The 15,837-nt window shown below is 73.2% G+C and carries 13 protein-coding genes; 9 read left to right on the top strand and 4 right to left on the bottom strand.

All coding sequences use genetic code 11. The annotated features are described in order from the left end of the window. The first annotated feature begins 65 nt into the window (after positions 1-65). From ACFVYA_RS11325 to ACFVYA_RS11315, 3 genes are all read left to right on the top strand, one after another. Positions 66-2,102: an acyl-CoA dehydrogenase family protein gene (locus tag ACFVYA_RS11325; protein ID WP_387044569.1), complete on the top strand. Its 2,037-nt coding sequence runs from the start codon at positions 66-68 to the stop codon at positions 2,100-2,102. A gap of 102 nt (positions 2,103-2,204) precedes the next feature. Beyond that, positions 2,205-5,312, top strand: coding sequence for an SNF2-related protein (locus ACFVYA_RS11320; protein WP_387044568.1), 3,108 nt, complete (start codon positions 2,205-2,207; stop codon positions 5,310-5,312). Then, a complete protein-coding gene (locus tag ACFVYA_RS11315; protein ID WP_387044567.1) occupies positions 5,312-6,472 on the top strand; it encodes an SWIM zinc finger family protein in 1,161 nt (386 codons plus the stop codon). Before ACFVYA_RS11320 ends, ACFVYA_RS11315 begins: the two co-directional genes overlap by 1 nt. 82 nt (positions 6,473-6,554) lie before the next feature. Here ACFVYA_RS11315 and ACFVYA_RS11310 read toward each other — a convergent pair whose 3' ends face one another. Next, complete coding sequence (locus ACFVYA_RS11310) at positions 6,555-6,884, bottom strand: hypothetical protein (RefSeq protein ID WP_387044566.1); 330 nt, start codon at positions 6,882-6,884, stop codon at positions 6,555-6,557. Positions 6,885-6,951: 67 nt separating this feature from the next. Continuing rightward, the gene (locus ACFVYA_RS11305) at positions 6,952-8,187 is read right to left on the bottom strand and encodes an alpha/beta hydrolase (RefSeq protein WP_387044565.1); all 1,236 of its coding nucleotides are present in this window, start codon (positions 8,185-8,187) and stop codon (positions 6,952-6,954) included. A 64-nt stretch (positions 8,188-8,251) separates the two neighbouring features. On the opposite strand from ACFVYA_RS11305, the gene ACFVYA_RS11300 reads away from it, so the two are divergent. Then, complete coding sequence (locus tag ACFVYA_RS11300; protein WP_387044564.1) at positions 8,252-9,646, top strand: wax ester/triacylglycerol synthase family O-acyltransferase; 1,395 nt, start codon at positions 8,252-8,254, stop codon at positions 9,644-9,646. On the opposite strand, the gene ACFVYA_RS11295 is transcribed toward ACFVYA_RS11300, so the two are convergent. Both ACFVYA_RS11295 and ACFVYA_RS11290 read right to left on the bottom strand, forming a co-directional pair. Further along, the gene (locus ACFVYA_RS11295; RefSeq protein WP_285989777.1) at positions 9,633-10,127 is read right to left on the bottom strand and encodes a nitroreductase family deazaflavin-dependent oxidoreductase; all 495 of its coding nucleotides are present in this window, start codon (positions 10,125-10,127) and stop codon (positions 9,633-9,635) included. The genes ACFVYA_RS11300 and ACFVYA_RS11295 overlap by 14 nt on opposite strands. Then, on the bottom strand, positions 10,127-10,978 hold the full coding sequence (locus tag ACFVYA_RS11290) for an alpha/beta fold hydrolase (protein ID WP_387044563.1): 852 nt from the start codon (positions 10,976-10,978) through the stop codon (positions 10,127-10,129). The genes ACFVYA_RS11295 and ACFVYA_RS11290 overlap by 1 nt, the downstream gene beginning before the upstream one ends. 87 nt (positions 10,979-11,065) lie before the next feature. On the opposite strand from ACFVYA_RS11290, the gene ACFVYA_RS11285 reads away from it, so the two are divergent. Genes ACFVYA_RS11285 through ACFVYA_RS11265 form a run of 5 tightly spaced genes read left to right on the top strand, consistent with a single transcriptional unit; the run spans position 11,066 to position 15,783 of the window. Then, positions 11,066-12,154, top strand: a complete 1,089-nt coding sequence (locus ACFVYA_RS11285) for an acyl-CoA dehydrogenase family protein (RefSeq protein ID WP_387044562.1) — start codon at positions 11,066-11,068, stop codon at positions 12,152-12,154. A gap of 5 nt (positions 12,155-12,159) precedes the next feature. Next, on the top strand, positions 12,160-13,314 hold the full coding sequence (locus tag ACFVYA_RS11280; protein WP_387044561.1) for an acyl-CoA dehydrogenase family protein: 1,155 nt from the start codon (positions 12,160-12,162) through the stop codon (positions 13,312-13,314). Then, positions 13,311-14,219, top strand: coding sequence for a bifunctional MaoC family dehydratase N-terminal/OB-fold nucleic acid binding domain-containing protein (locus ACFVYA_RS11275; protein ID WP_387044560.1), 909 nt, complete (start codon positions 13,311-13,313; stop codon positions 14,217-14,219). Before ACFVYA_RS11280 ends, ACFVYA_RS11275 begins: the two co-directional genes overlap by 4 nt. Beyond that, positions 14,216-14,602, top strand: a complete 387-nt coding sequence (locus ACFVYA_RS11270; RefSeq protein WP_387044559.1) for a MaoC family dehydratase — start codon at positions 14,216-14,218, stop codon at positions 14,600-14,602. The genes ACFVYA_RS11275 and ACFVYA_RS11270 overlap by 4 nt, the downstream gene beginning before the upstream one ends. Beyond that, positions 14,599-15,783, top strand: coding sequence for a lipid-transfer protein (locus ACFVYA_RS11265; RefSeq protein ID WP_387044558.1), 1,185 nt, complete (start codon positions 14,599-14,601; stop codon positions 15,781-15,783). Before ACFVYA_RS11270 ends, ACFVYA_RS11265 begins: the two co-directional genes overlap by 4 nt. Positions 15,784-15,837: the final 54 nt, after the last annotated feature.

Below are 15,837 nucleotides of genomic sequence, written 5' to 3'. Positions count from 1 at the left end.
ACTTACAACACGGGCTTGTCGGGCCCGCGCCCCGGCGTGTAGCCCCAGGGCGGGGCGCCCACCCCGTGGAACCGGCCGCGCGGCCCCAGGCCACCCCCGCGTGGCCCGCGGCTCATCACCCCCGGGAGGCGGTGCGCGCCGCGGAAACCCGTTCCGGGGCGGCAATCCCGGCCGGCTTCGCCGCGCTCGGCCTGTTCGGTGTCGCGCTGCCCGCGGCGGCCGGCGGGGCCGAGGGCAGTGTCGCCGACCTCGCCGCCGGGCTCGCCGCGGCGGCCGAAGAACTCGTTCCCGGACCGGTGCTGAGCACCGCCCTCGCCGGCCTGCTGCTCGCCGAAATCCCCGAAGCGAAGGAGCTGCTCCCGGCCCTGGCCGAGGGGGAGGCCACGGTCGCGGTCCTGCTGGACGCGCCGTCGCTCGACGACGGCGTCACCGAGCCGGTGCCCGGCGCGGACGCCGGGACCTGGCTGCTGGTCCCGGTCGAGGGTGGCCACGTCCTGCTCGCTCCCGGCACGCCCGGGGTGAGCGTCGAGCCCCTGGCCGCGTTCGACTTCTCGCGCCCGCTGGCGCGGATCCGGTTCTCGGGGGTCCGTGGCGATCTCCTCACCCTGCCGCCGGTCGCCCCGCTGGCGGCGACCCTGGCGGCGGCCGAGGCGGCGGGCGTGGCGCGGCGGTGCCTGACCGTCGCCGTCGAGTACGCCAAGGTCAGGGAGCAGTTCGGCAAGCCGATCGGGGCGTTCCAGGCGATCAAGCACCTGTGCGCCGAGATGCTGTGCCGCGCCGAAGCCGCCGAAGCGCTGGCCTGGGACGCGGCTTCGGGGCAGCACCCGCTTTCGGTGGCGAGCGCGGCCGTCGTCGCCCTCGACGCGGCCGTCGCCAACGCCAAGGACTGCGTCCAGGTGCTCGGCGGGATCGGGTTCACCTGGGAGCACGACGCCCACCTGTACCTGCGCCGGGCCGTGGCCCTGCGGCAATGGCTCGGCGGGTCGTGGCGGCGGCGAGCGGCGTCGCTGGCGCTGTCCGGGACCGTGCGGACGCTGGGCGTCGACGTCGGTGACGACCCCACGCTGCGGGAGGAGGTCGCGCGGATCGCCGCGTTGCCCCCTGGTGATCAGCGGGTCGCCTTGGCCGACGCCGGTTTGCTGACCCCGCACTGGCCGGCGCCCTACGGCCGGGGCGCCGATGCCGCGGAGCAGCTGCGGATCGACGCCGCCTTGAGCGCCGCCGGCGTCCGCCGTCCGGACCTGGTGATCGGCGCGTGGGCGGTGCCGACGATCCTCGAGCACGGCAGCGACGAGCAGCGCGCCCGGTTCGCCCGGCCCACCCTGCGCGGCGAGCTCACCTGGTGCCAGCTGTTCAGCGAGCCCGGCGCCGGGTCCGACCTGGCGGCGCTGCGGACGGCGGCCCGGCGCGTCGACGGCGGCTGGCGGCTGTCCGGGCAGAAGGTGTGGACGTCGTTGGCCCGCGAAGCCGACTGGGGCATCTGCCTGGCCCGCACCGACCCGGACGCGCCCAAACACAAGGGCATCACGTACTTCCTGGTCGACATGCGCGCCGACGGCATCACGACGCGGCCGCTGCGCGAGATCACCGGCGAGGCCGTGTTCAACGAGGTGTTCCTCGACGACGTGTTCGTGCCGGACGCCGACGTCGTCGGCTCGCCGGGTGGCGGCTGGCGGCTGGCGCGCACGACGCTGGCCAACGAACGGGTGGCCATCGGCAGCGGCTCGGCGGTCGGCGAGAGCGCGCAGACCCTGGTGTCCACAGTGGACGCCTCGGCTCTGGACGAGGTGGCTCTCGACCGGCTCGGCGCGCTGGTGGCCGACGGGGTCGCCGGGTCGGTGCTGGACCTGCGGGCGGCCCTGCGCCGGCTGGAGGGGCAGGACCCCGGTGCGGAGTCGAGCGTCCGGAAGCTGCTCGGCGTGCAGCACCGGCAGGACGTGGCGGAGTTCGCGCTGGAGCTGGCCGGCGCGGGCGCGCTGCTCGCCGACGGCTCGCCGCAGCACGAATTCCTGCTGACCCGCTGCCTTTCGATCGCGGGCGGCACGACGCAGGTCCTGCGTTCCCTCACGGCCGAACGGCTGCTGGGCCTGCCCCGCGGCTGATGCCCCGCGGCGCACGGGTGGGTTGCGTCGAGCAACGGTGCGAAAGGACCGTTCGCGCCGCCGGAGGCAAAACTGTCGGGGTCGTGTTCTAGCGTTGCGGTCGTGGAGTTCAGCGCAGACACCCAGGCCACCTACCTCCCCGCGGATCCCCCGCGGGACGGGGTGCTGGCCCTGTGGGGCGAGGACGTGGCCGGCGGGACCACGATCGAGCTCGTGCTGCCCCGGGGAGCCAAGTTCGCGCGGACGAAGGTCGAGGCCGAGCTGATCCCCCTGGAGCGGGCGCTGCCCCGGCTGCTGTCGGTGGGGGAGGAGGCCAGCCCGGCGGTGGCGGCGTGGTCGGCGGCCGTCAACGCCGGGGTGAACCTCGTCGCCCGGGGGCGGCTGCGGCCGGCCGCGTCGCCGGGCGGGGCGGCGGCCTGGCGGATCGGCCCGCTGGACGCCGCCGACGAGGAACTGCTGCGGGGGCTGGCCGGCGCGCTGCCACCGGAGGCGTACGCGCTCCCGCTGACCGGGCTGAAGAACATCCGCCTGCACTCGCCGGACTCCCTCGTCCGCGCGTTGTGGGACGCGACGGCCGACCTGCTGGTGCGCAGCCCGGCGGCACCCGTCGGCGCGGGTGATCCGGCGTTCGCGGCCCGTGAACCGGCCCTGCTCGGCCCGGACGGCGCGGCCTGGCTGGCGGAGCTGGACGCCCGCGAGCCCCGCGGGATCCAGGTGCTCCTGCGGGTCGAGGGCCTCGACGACGACTCGTTCGCCGGGGTGCTGGCGGTGCGCAGCATGGCGGAGCCGAGCCTGGTGGTGGAGGCGGCAACGCTGTGGGAGGCCCCGGACGCGGTGCTGAACCGCCTCGGCGACCAGGTCGAGACGCAGTTGCTGCTGGGCCTGCGCCGCGGCGCACGGGCCTGGGCGCCGCTGGGCCGGGTGCTGACCCAGGCGACGCCCGCTTCGCTGGCGCTGTCCGACGAAGAGGTCGTCGACCTGCTCACCGACGGCGCCCGCGACCTCGGCGGCGCCGGCATCGAGGTGCTCTGGTCGAAGGGGCTGTTCGCAGCGGAGGTGAAGGCGAAGGCGAGCGCGACGCAGGCGCCGGCGAGCGTCACGGAGGCGGAGTTCGCCTTGCGTTCGCTGCTGGAGTTCCGCTGGCAGCTGAGCCTGGGCGGCGAGCAGCTGACCGAGGCCGAGGTCGCGGCGCTCGCCGAAGCCAAGCGGCCGCTGGTCCGCCTGCGCGGCCAGTGGGTCCGGGTCGACCCGCAGCTCCTGGCCCGGGTCCGGGGCCGGACCCGCAAGCTGGACGCGGGCGAGGCCCTGGCGGCCGCGTTGACGGGCGAGCTGGAGCTCGACGGCGAACGCGTCGAGTTCGCGGCACCGCCGGCGCTGGGTGGGCTGGCCTCGCGCATCCGCGACCGGGCGGACGCCCTGGTGGCCCCACCACCGGGGTTGCACGCAACGCTGCGCCCGTACCAGCAGGCGGGCCTGTCCTGGCTGGCGACGATGACGGGGCTGGGACTGGGCGCCTGCCTGGCCGACGACATGGGCCTGGGCAAGACGATCCAGCTGATCGCCCTCCACCTGCACCGGCGCGAGCTGGCGAGGTCCGGTGCGCTGGGGCCGGGCCCGGCGGAGTTCCGATGGGCGGAGTCCGGCCCGGCACAGCCTGACCTGACCGCACCGTCGGCAGCCGAGCCCCCACCGCACCCTGGCGAGGCCATCCGATCGGCGGCCGACCCGCACTCCGGCGAGGCCATCCGATCGGCGGCTGACGCGCACCCTGGCGAGGCGCAGCCCGGCGGCCAGCCCCACGAAGCCACCGCATCCGAGGCCGAGCCGCCGCCGATCGGTGCGCGGCCGGCGGCCGGCGGTGGGGTGGCGCCCGCCGGCGGCGAGTCCCCGCCGGGCGGTGCCGAGCCCTCGCCTCCCGGTGTCGAGGATTCCCTCGTCGACCCCGCGCCCCAGCGAGGCGGCGGCCCCACCCTCGTCCTCTGCCCCACCTCCCTCCTCGGCAACTGGGAGCGCGAGTTCGCCCGCTTCGCCCCCGAAATCCCCGTCCGCCGGTTCCACGGCGGCGGCCGCCACCTCGACGACCTCGCGCCCGACGAGGTCGTCCTGGCCACTTACGGCGTCCTCCGCCGCGATCGCGAGACGCTGTCCGAAGTGGACTGGGGGCTGATCGCGGCCGACGAGGCCCAGCACGTCAAGAACCCGTTGTCCGCCACGGCCAAGGAGCTGCGCAAGGTGCCCGCGCAAGCCAAGGTCGCCCTCACCGGCACCCCGGTCGAGAACCGGCTCACCGAGCTGTGGTCCATTGTGGATTGGACGACGCCCGGCCTGCTCGGCCCGCTCGACCGCTTCCGCCGCACCGTGGCGCGGCCGATCGAACGCGACCGCGACAAGGCGGTCACCGAGCGGCTGGCCACCACCGTCCGGCCGTTCCTGCTGCGGCGGCGCAAGTCCGACCCGGACATCGCCCCGGAACTGCCGCCCAAGACCGAGACCGACCGGTTCGTCCCGCTGACCGCCGAGCAGACCACGCTCTACGAGGCCGTCGTGCGGGAGAACCTCGCCGAAATCCGGGAAACGCAGGGCATCAAGCGGCGCGGGCAGGTGCTGCAGCTGCTCACCGAACTCAAGCAGATCTGCAACCATCCCGCGCAGTTCCTCAAAGAACCGCACGGCGCGCTCACCGGCCGCTCCGGCAAGCTCGCGGCGTTCGAAGAACTCCTGGACGTGATCCTCGACGAGGGCGAAAGCGTCCTGGTGTTCAGCCAGTACGTCCAGCTCTGCCGCCTGCTCGAGCGGCGCCTCAAGGACCGGGGCCTGCCCACCGAGCTGCTCTCCGGCGACAGTTCCCCGGCGAAACGGCAGGACATGGTCGACCGGTTCCAGGCCGGTGAGATCCCGGTGTTCCTGCTCTCGCTCAAGGCGGGCGGCGTCGGGCTCAACCTGACCCGGGCCACCCACGTGATCCACTACGACCGCTGGTGGAACCCGGCGGTGGAGGACCAGGCCACCGACCGCGCGTACCGGATCGGGCAGGACCGGCCGGTCCAGGTGCACCGGCTGATCGCCGAGGGCACCCTCGAGGAGCGGATCGCGCAGGTCCTCGAGAAGAAACGCGGCCTCGCCGAGTCGATCGTCGGGGCGGGGGAGGACTGGATCACCGAACTGTCCGACGACGAGCTCGCCGACCTGGTCCGGCTCGGGGGCGGGTGATGCCACCGAGGCGGAACTTCGGCACGACGTGGTGGGGCCGGGCCTGGGTCGAGGCGCTGGAGAAGCGCGCGAAGCTCGACCCGAACCGGCTGCCGCGCGGGCGGACGTACGCGCGGAAGGGCACGGTCAGCGAGCTGCACGCCCGGGCCGGTACGGTGAGCGCCCGGGTGCGCGGCAGCCGGCCGGAGCCGTACAAGGTGACGATCACGATGCGCACCTTCACCGACGGCGAGTGGGACACGCTGCTCGGCGTGGTCGGCACCCAGCTCGGCCACGCGGCGGCGCTGCTCGACGGCGAGCTGCCGGGCGCGCTCACCGAGCAGGCGCGCGAAGCGGGCGTCGACCTGCTGCCGGGCCCGGGCGACCTGCGGCCGCGGTGCTCGTGCCCGGACTCGGCGAACCCGTGCAAGCACGTCGCCGCGGTGTACTACCTGGTCGCCGACGAGGTGGACCGCGACCCGTTCACGCTCTTCCTGCTGCGCGGCCGCCCGCGGGCCGACGTGCTGGCCGAACTCCGCGCCCGCCGGTCGCCGGCGCGCGGCGAGAAACCGAAGCTCCCGAAGCCCGTCGATGAAGGACTGACACCGCGCGCCGCCTACGCGCGACGGCCGGGCGCGATCCCCGCCGTGCCGCCGCCACCGCGGGTGGCCGGGCCGCCGGCGGTGCTGGACCTCGACCCGCCACCGGGCACGGGCTGGACGGCGGCGGCGCTGTCCGCCCTCGCGGCGGACGCGGCCTCCCTCGCCCGTGACCTCCTGGCCGGTGGACCGACGGCGGCGGAGCTGACCTTCGACGAAGACCTCGCCCGCCGCGCGGCCGGCCGCTCCGGCGCGGAGACCACCGCCCTCGCCACGGCGGCGGGGATATCCCCACGAGACCTGGTCCGCTGGGCCGAGGCCTGGCGCGAAGCAGGCCGCGGCGGCCTGGCCGCCCTGCGGGAAGCCTGGCAGCCCGGCCCGGGACTCCTGGCCGAGGCCGAGTCGCTCCTGGCCGACGCGGGCCTCCCGGGCAAACCGAAGATCTGGCGCAACCGCGTGACCCACGGAGAGCTGCAATTACGCTACGGCCGCGACGCACGCTGGTACCGCTTCGTCCGCGAAGGACCGGAGTGGCGCCTCGACGGCCCACCGTCGGCAAGCCCCGTGGACCTCGTTTTCTGAGGGGCAATGGCGGTATCGGGCCGGCGACTGTGGGGGGTAGAACGTCAAGAAGCCGTCTCGTATGACTGTGCTCGGCTGACGCTCAGACTCGCAGAGGTTGAAGGTTCAACGCGAACAGAATCAGTTCGTGCGGCGAATAGCTGCCACTGAGCCGAACCGCGATATCGTCCGACCAACACGCAACCGCCTGGCCACCGCGAGGATCGCCAGGGCCGAGCACGAACATCTCCCGGCCGTCGCGCACCATGAGCCTGTGTTCGGATTTCGGGATCGGCCATCGCATTTCAGGTGCTTCGTTGATGAACAACGTCTTTCCGGCGTCTGGGTGCCAGCAGAGCAACACATTGGGCACGTGGCGATAGACGAACGCTTGGAAAAACCCGTCGACTCGTGGCTGGACGGTACGGGTCATACACACGCACCCGGAGCGTGGCGGATCTGCGTTCAACGCACCCAAGGTGGCCTTGGGGCGCAGGCGCTCACCGGTGTTCGGCCTTCCAGGCGTTGTAGGTGTGGTCCAGGAACCGCGCCACCCCGCGGACCACGTGCGCCGATCGCACCGACGTGAACACGTCGAACGCGTGCTGTGCACCCGCCAGCTCCGCGTACGCCACCGGCTGCCGGGACTTCTCCCGCAGCCGCGAGACGAACTCGCGCGCCTCGCGCACCGGGACCAGCGAATCGTCCCGGCCGTGGATCACGAAGAACGGTGGCGCGTCCGAGGTGATCCGGTCCAACGGGGACGCCGCGATGTAGTCGTCCAAGTGCGCTACCGGGTCCCGGTCCGGTGCGAACACCCGGCGGGCGATCAGGCTCTCCAGCCGGTACTTGCTCGCCGGTGCGCCGGACGTCGCCGCGAAGTCGTACACCCCGTAGTGGGGGACGCACGCCTGGATGCTCGTGTCCGCGTCTTCGAACGATGGCTGCAACGCCGGGTCGTTCTGCGACAGCGCCAGCAGCGCCGACAGGTGGCCGCCCGCCGAGCCGCCCGTCACCGCGACGAACCGCGGGTCGCCGCCGTACGAAGCGATCGAAGAACGGATCCACGCCAGGGCCTGCTTCGCCGCGACGATGTGGGCCGGCCAGCGGTGCGCCGGTGACAGCGGGTAGTTGATCGCGACGCACACCCAGCCCCGGCGCGCCAGGTAGCGCATCAGCGGCCGGCCCTGCTCCTCCTTGTTGCCGATCACCCACGCGCCGCCGTGGACCTGCAGGAGCACCGGGGCGCCGGAGACCGGCGAAGAAGGCCGGTACACGTCCAGCAGGAACCGCTTGCCGCCCGGGGCGTACGCGATGTTGCGGTCGATGCGGACGTCGGGCGCGCCCATCCGGAACGGCAGCGCCAGCTCGCCCCACGGCAGGCCGAGGTCGGACCGCCCCAGCTCCTGCGCGTAGTCCTCACCCAGGGCCGAGGTGAGCGCCTTCTCGATCTCCTCGCGGGCGCCGTGTCCGGTGCGGATCAGCGCGGCCAGCCCGGCGGCGGACGCGGCCGCCATCGCCAGACCCGCTTTCGTCGACTGGTCGCCGGTGCCGTGGCGGGCCACGTGCAACGCCGTGTCGGCCGCCGTCAGCGCCAGGAACTGCGGGGCCAGCTCGCCGGTCAGCCACCCGGCGAAGAACACCGGGATCGTCGTGGACCGCGCCCGCAACGGGCGGAGAGCGTTGGCGGTGAGACCGAGCTGGACCGCGCGACGGATCAGGAAATTCGGCTGCACCACCGCGATAGTACCGGCGAGTAGGGTGGCGCGCCGCTCACCGGAAGTGGCCTACCCTGACCGCATGCAGAGACTCAGCGGCCTCGACGCGAGCTTCCTCTACCTCGAGACGTCGTCGCAGGTCCTGCACGTCTGCGGGCTGCTGATCCTCGACGGCTCGACCGTCCCCGGCGGCTACACCTTCGCGAAGCTCCAGGAAAAGCTCGACGAGCGCGTCCGGATGATCCCGGCGTTCCGCCGCAAACTGCACAATCCACTCTGGAACCTCAGCCACCCCGTGTGGGTCGAAGACGAGGACTTCGACCTCGACCACCACGTGCACCGCATCGGCGTGCCCGCTCCCGGCGACCGCGCCGAGCTGGCCGCGCTGTGCGCCCATATCGCCGGGCAGCAGCTCGACCGCGCACACCCGCTGTGGCAGCTGTACGTCATCGAAGGCCTGGCCGACGGCCGGCTCGCCGTGCTGCTCAAGATGCACCACGCGAGCGTCGACGGCGTGAGCGGCGCCAGCCTGATCACCTACCTCGCCGGGCTCGAACCGGACGGGCCGATGCCGGAGATCGAGGAGCACCGGAACGCCGCGATGCCCTCGCCGCTCGACCTGCTCCGCTCCGGGGCCGAGAGCGTGGTGAAGCGCCCCGCCGAGGTCGCGCGGCTGCTGCCCGACCTCCTCGGGCTGGTGCCGCGGTGGGTCGGCCGGGCGTTGCGCGGCAAGGGAATGCCGGTTCCGTTCACCGCGCCGCGGACGTCGCTGAACGGCACGATCACCGGGCACCGCAGCGTCGCCTTCGTCCAGCTCGACCTCGCCGACGTCAAGGACGTCAAGAACGCCTTCGGGGTCACGGTGAACGACGTCGTGCTCGCGCTCGTCGCCGGTGCGCTGCGGGAGTTCCTCGCCGCGCGCGGGGAGCTGCCGGAGGATCCGCTGGTGGCGACGGTCCCGGTTTCGGTGCACGACCGGACCGAACGCGAGCACGGCAGCAACAAGGTCTCGGCGTTCTTCGCCTCCCTGCCGACGCACCTGCCCGACCCGGCCGCCCGGGTGTTCTTCCTCGCCGAGGCCAACCGGCGGTCGAAGGACCACCACCACGACATCGACGCCGACATGCTGCAGGACTGGGCGCAGTTCTCGGCGGCGACGGCGTTCGGGCTCGCCGTGCGGGCGTATTCGGCGCTGCGCCTGGCCGAGAAGCACCCGGTGGTGCACAACCTGGTCGTCTCGAACGTGCCCGGCCCGCCGATGCCGCTGTACTTCCTGGGCGCGCGGATCACCGGCTTCTACCCGCTCGGCCCGGTCTTCCACGGCGCCGGGCTGAACGTCACGGTGCTGTCCAACGCGGGGAAGGTGCACGTCGGCCTGCTCGGCGCGCGGGAGCTGGTCAAGGACCTGTGGCCACTCGCCGACGCGCTCCCGGACGCACTGGCCGAGCTGCTGAAGGCCGCGCCTAGCGGGGGCTGAGCACCACCACCGGGATCTCCCGCTCGGTCCAGGCCTGGTACTTGGCGAAGTCCGCGTACAGCTCGACCAGCCGCGGCCACAGCTCGGCGCGTTCCGCAGGCCCGGCGACCCGGGCCGTGACCGGGACGCCGCGCCGGCCCTTGAGGTCGATGCGGGTTTCGGGGTGCGCCAGCAGGTTGCGGTACCACTGCGGGTGCCGGGGCAGCCCGCCCTGGGAACCGACGATGACGACGTCGTCGCCGGAGCGCAGGTACAGCAGCGGGGTGGTGAACAGGCGCCCGGACTTGCGGCCGCGGTGTTCCAGCAGCAGCGTCGGCACCGGCTTGCGGAACCCCGCCCCGACCCGCCACGTGCTGCCGACGCGGCCGCCGGTCAGCCGGAAGACGGCCACCTGCGCCTTCGCCGCGTACTTCATCACCTTCGCCGTCACCGGCGAATCCAGGCCGCCGGGCTTCTGGTCGGGCAGGCTGAAGCGTCCCATCATGAGTTCCTTCCTCGGAGAGAGCCGACCGCGGCGAGCAGGGCGGGCACCCAGCGGTCGGCGGCCAGCACGCAGGCCGCGTGCCCGGCCGCGACCTCGTAGGTGGCCGCGCCCGGGATCCGGCGGGCCAGGGACCGCTGGTGGGCGGGGGCGATGAACCGGTCACGGGCCGTCACGACGACCGCGGCCGGCAGCCGCAGCGTGTGCAGCCACGGCGTCGAGTCGAACCGGCCGATCTCGTCGACGGCGACCGCGATCGCCCACGGCGTGGTCGACCGGAACTCCCGCAGCCCCCACCGGTGGTCGGCGAGGCGCTCGCGGGGGAGCGCGGCGGGCACGGCCGGCGGCGGCACGTGCTCGCGCAGCCGTCGCAGGGTCCGGCCGAAGACGTCGAGGGCCACGCGCTGCCGCAGCCCGCGGCCGAAGTGGCCCGCGGTCGAGCACAGCACCAGACCGGTAACACGTTCTGGTTCGGCGCGGGCCACCAGTTGTGCCACCAGCCCGCCCATCGAATACCCCGCGAGGGCGAACCGGCCGACGCCGAGCGCGTCCGCGACGGCGGTGACGTCCTCCGCGCAGTCGGCGAGCCGGAACTCCCGCGAGCGGATGCCCCGGCCGTGCCACCGCTGGTCGAACACGACGACGCGGTGCTGCCGCACCAGCCGCGTGAGCGCCGGATACCAGGTCAGCAGGCCGGTGCAGGCCACCGAATGCAGCAGGAAGAGCGCGGGTGCGTCCCGTGGCCCGACGTCGGTGACCACCGTGTGCCCGCGGCCGGGCAGCTCCACGGGGACCGGCTCGGGCACGCCCGCGGTCGGCGGCACGGTGATCCGCCGCCGTGTCCGCGCCATTCCGCCACCCCCGGGGGTTGCCGTGCCCGCCCTTTCCGGTTAAGACTAGAACAGGTTTCAATATTGCGCCCGATCCGGAGGACAGGCGTGGACTTCGCCCTTGACGATACGCAGACCGAGATCGCCGCCCTCGCCGCGAAAGTGCTCGGTGATTTCCGAGACCCGGGAGGTCGCCCTCCGAAGCCGGCGGTGGAGGACGGCTCGTGGCGCGCGCTCGCCTCGGCGGGCCTGCTCGCCCTGGCGCTGCCCCCGGAGCTGGACGGCGACGGCCTGGGCGTCGCCGAGGTCGCCCAGGTCCTGACCGAGGTCGGCCGGGCCGCCGCGCCGGTGCCCGCGTACGCCGCGCTCGCCCTGGGCGTCCTGCCGATCGAGTCGCTCGGCACCCCGGCCCAGCGCGCGGAATTCCTGCCGCCGGTCGCCGCCGGGGAGGCACTGCTCACCGCGGCCCTGAACGAGCCGTCCGCCCCGCTGGTCGCCGAGCCCGCCGCGACCGCGCGGGCCGGAGACGGGAAGTGGCTGGTCAGCGGCGTGAAGACCGCGGTCCCGTACGCCGCCGAGGCCACCCGGATCCTCACCCCGGTGACCACCGCGCACGGCAGCGCCGTCTACCTCGTCGACCCGCACGCCGACGGCGTCACGCTCGTCCCGACGCCCACCTCGTCCGGGACACCGGAGTACACCGTCCGGCTCGACGACGTCGCCGTCGAGGAAACGGACCTCCTGTTCGACCGCGGCGCCGTGGCGGCCCTGCACCGGCTGGCGCTGGCCGGCGCCCTGGCCCTCGGCGACGGCCTCCTGGCCGGCGCGCTGGCGCTGACCGTCAAGCACGTCGGCGAGCGGACCCAGTTCGGCCGGCCCCTGTCCGCCTTCCAGGCCGTGGCGGGCCAGATCGCCGACGTCTACGTGGCCGCGCGGACCGTGCACCTCGCCGTGACGTCCGCGGTGTGGCGGCTGGCTTCGGGACTCGACGCCGACGCCGAACTGGACGTCGCCGCCTACTGGTTCGCCTCGCGGGCACCGGAAGCGCTGGCGACCTGCCACCACCTGCACGGCGGGGTCGGCGTCGACGAAACCTATCCGCTGCACCGGTATTCGTCGGCGGTCAAGGATCTCGGCCGGACGCTCGGCGGGGCCGCGCACCGGCTCGGGCGGCTCGGCGAACGAGTGGCGGGGTGAGCGGGATGCACGTCGAACTGACCACGGCACAACGACAGCTGCGCGCCGAACTGCGCGAATACTTCGCCGGCTTGATCAGCCCCGGGGAGCGCCGGGCGATGCGGCGCGAGCGGCACGGGCCGGTGTTCCGCGAGATCGTCCGCCGGATGGGCCGCGACGGCCGGCTCGGCGTCGGCTGGCCGGTCGAATACGGCGGCCAGGGCTTCGGCGGGATCGAACAGCACCTGTTCGTCGACGAGGCCGCGCGCGCCGACGTCCAGCTGCCCTCGGTCACGCTCCAGACGGTCGGGCCGACGCTGCAGGAGTTCGGCACGGACGAGCAGAAGTCCTTCTTCCTGCCGAAGATCCTGGCGGGGGAGATCCACTTCGCGATCGGCTACAGCGAACCGGAAGCGGGCACCGACCTCGCGTCGCTGCGGACGACGGCGGTGCGCGACGGTGACGAATACGTCGTCAACGGCCAGAAGATCTTCACCACCGGCGGGCACGACGCCGACTACGTCTGGCTCGCCGTGCGGACCGCGCCGGACGCGCCGAAGCACAAGGGCATCTCGATCCTCATCGTCGACACGACCGATCCCGGCTACTCGTGGACGCCGATCATCACCTGCGACGGCGCCCACCACGTCAACGCGACGTACTATTCGGACGTCCGCGTACCGGCGAACCGCTTGGTGGGGCAGGAAAACGCGGGCTGGCGGCTGATCACGACGCAGCTCAACCACGAGCGCGTCATGCTCGGGCCGGCCGGGCGGATCGGCGGCCTCTACGACCGCGTGCACGCGTGGGCGAGCGCGCACGGCCTGCTGGACCTCGCCGACGTGCGGGCCGTGCTCGCCGAGGCGCTGGCCGTGACGCGGGTGAACGAACTGCTGAACTGGCAGGTCGCGGTGTCCTCGGCGAGTGCGCCGGTCGGCGTGGCCGACGCGTCGGCGACCAAGGTGTTCAGCTCGGAGGCCATCCAGCGGATCGGCCGGAACCTCGAGGAAGTCGTCGCGCGCCACGGCGACCTGGCCGATCCGGACACCGCCGAGCTGGCGGACTGGCTCGACCTCACCGCCAAGCGCAACATCGTGCTGACCTTCGGCGGGGGCGTCAGCGAAATCCAACGGGAGCTGATCGCCTCGATCGGCCTGGGCCTGCCGAGGGTGCCACGATGAACATCGAAGAAGCCGCCGCGGAGATCGCCGCGCGCGGGGAATGCGCGCCGCGCCTGGCACGCGACCCGGTCAACCAGGCCATGGTCAACAACTGGGTCGAGGCGATCGGCGACCGCAACCCGGTCTACACGGACCCGGAGTACGCCGCCACGAGCGTCCACAAGGGACTGGTCGCGCCGCCCGCGATGGCGCAGGTCTGGACGATGGGCGGCCTGAACGTCCCGCGCGGCGCCGACGACCCCCTGGGTTTGATGATGGAGCTGCTCGACGAGGCGGGGTTCACGTCGGTCGTGGCGACGAACTCCGAGCAGACCTACCACCGCTACCTGCGGCCCGGCGAACAGGTCGAGGCGCGGACGCGGCTGGAGAACGTTGTCGGCCCGAAGAAGACCGCACTGGGCGAGGGCTGGTTCGTCACCACGCGGATGACCTGGTACGTCGGCGCCGAAGCGGTGGCCGAGATGATGTTCCGGGTGCTCAAGTTCCGCCCGCCCGCCCCGAAGCCGCCGCCGGCGCCGGTGCTCAGGCCGGTGATCAGCCGGGACACGGAGTTCTTCTGGGACGGCCTGCGCGAGGGTGAGCTGCGGATCCAGCGCTGGGGCGAAACGCTGCGGCACCCGCCGGGGCCGATGCCGCCCGACGGCTCGCTGGACACCAAGCCCGACTACGTCGTCGCCAGTGGCCGGGGGACCGTGTACTCCTTCGTCGTGCACCACCACCCGCCGGTGCCGGGCAAGGAACTCCCGTTCGTCGTGGCCCTGGTGGAACTGGAAGAAGGGGTCCGCGTGATGGCCGAGCTCCTGGACGTCACTCCGGAGGAGGTCCACATCGGACTGCCGGTCGTCGCGGCGTTCGTCCGGGTCGACGAGGACCTGACCCTGCCCGCGTGGAAGGTGGCCCGATGACCGTCGGCGAAGGGACCGAGCTGCCGCCGCTGACGATCGAAGCGACGCCGACGTTCGTCGTCAGCACGGCGCTGGCCACCCGCGACTTCCAGGACGTCCACCACGACCGCGACTCGGCCGTGGCCCGCGGCTCGAAGGACATCTTCCTCAACATCCTCACCGACACCGGGCTGGTCCAGCGGTTCGTCTCGGAGTGGGCCGGCCCCCAGGCGCTGATCCGGTCGATCAAGATCCGGCTCGGCGTGCCCTGCTACGCCTACGACACGCTGACGTTCACCGGCCGGGTGGTTTCCCGCGCGGGCAACGACGTCGTGGTTTCGGTGTCCGGTGTGGACAGTCTCGGCGAGCACGTCGCCGGCACCGTGGAGGTGACGCTGCCGTGACGCTCTCCGGGAAGGCGGCCATCGCCGGCATCGGCGCCACGGAGTTCTCCAAGGATTCCGGGCGCAGCGAGCTGCGGCTGGCGGCCGAATGCATCTCCCACGCGCTGGCCGACGCGGGACTGAAGCCGTCCGATGTGGACGGCCTGGTGTCGTTCACCATGGACGGCAACGCCGAAATCGCGGTGGCGCGCGAGCTGGGCATCCCCGAACTGAAGTTCTTCAGCCGGATCCACTACGGCGGTGGCGCCGCGGCGGCGACCGTGCAGCAGGCCGCGATGGCGGTGGCGACCGGCGTCGCGGACGTCGTCGTCGCGTACCGGGCGTTCAACGAGCGGTCCGGGCACCGCTTCGGCCAGGTGTCCTCCGCGGCGGCCGGCCAGGTCAACTCTTCCGGGGTGGACAACGCGTTCCACTACCCGATGGGCATCGCGACCCCGGCGGCGACGGTGGCCATGGTCGCGCGGCGCTATCTGCACGACTACGGCGCGACGAGCGAGGACTTCGGGCGCGTCGCGGTCGTCGACCGCAAGCACGCGGCGACCAACCCGAACGCGTGGTTCCACGGCCGGCCCATCACCCTGGAGGAGCACCAGGCGTCACGCTGGGTGGCCGAGCCGCTGCACCTGCTCGACTGCTGCCAGGAGAGCGACGGCGGGGTCGCGCTCGTCGTCACCAGCGTGGAGCGGGCCCGTGATCTCGCGCGGCCGCCGGCGGTGATCGCCGCGGCGGCGCAGGGCAGCGGGCCGGACCAGTACGTGATGACCAGCTACTACCGCGACGACCTGGCCGCGCTGCCGGAAATGGGCGTCGTGGGCCGGCAGCTGTGGGACCAGTCGGGGCTGGGACCGTCCGATGTGGACGTCGCGGTACTGTACGACCACTTCACGCCGTACGTGCTGATGCAGCTGGAGGAACTGGGGTTCTGCGGCCGGGGCGAGGCGAAGGACTTCATCGCCGACGGCGCGCTGGAGCTCGACGGCGCGTTGCCGCTCAACCCGCACGGCGGCCAGCTCGGCGAGGCGTACATCCACGGCATGAACGGCATCGCGGAGGGCGTCCGCCAGCTCCGCGGCACGGCGGCCAACCAGGTCGCGGGCGCGGCCCGGGTGCTGGTCACGGCGGGGACGGGCGTGCCCACCAGCGGACTCATCCTGACGGGTGACCAAGTCTCACCTCAATGACGTCTGGTGCCCGGCCGGCGTGGGTGTCACGGTGGAGACACCACCCACGACGGA

Source organism: Amycolatopsis sp. NPDC058278, assembly GCF_042881395.1.
GTDB lineage: Bacteria > Actinomycetota > Actinomycetes > Mycobacteriales > Pseudonocardiaceae > Amycolatopsis.
Note: the sequence above shows the minus strand (reverse complement) of the source record. Positions and strands in the feature narration are given on the sequence as shown.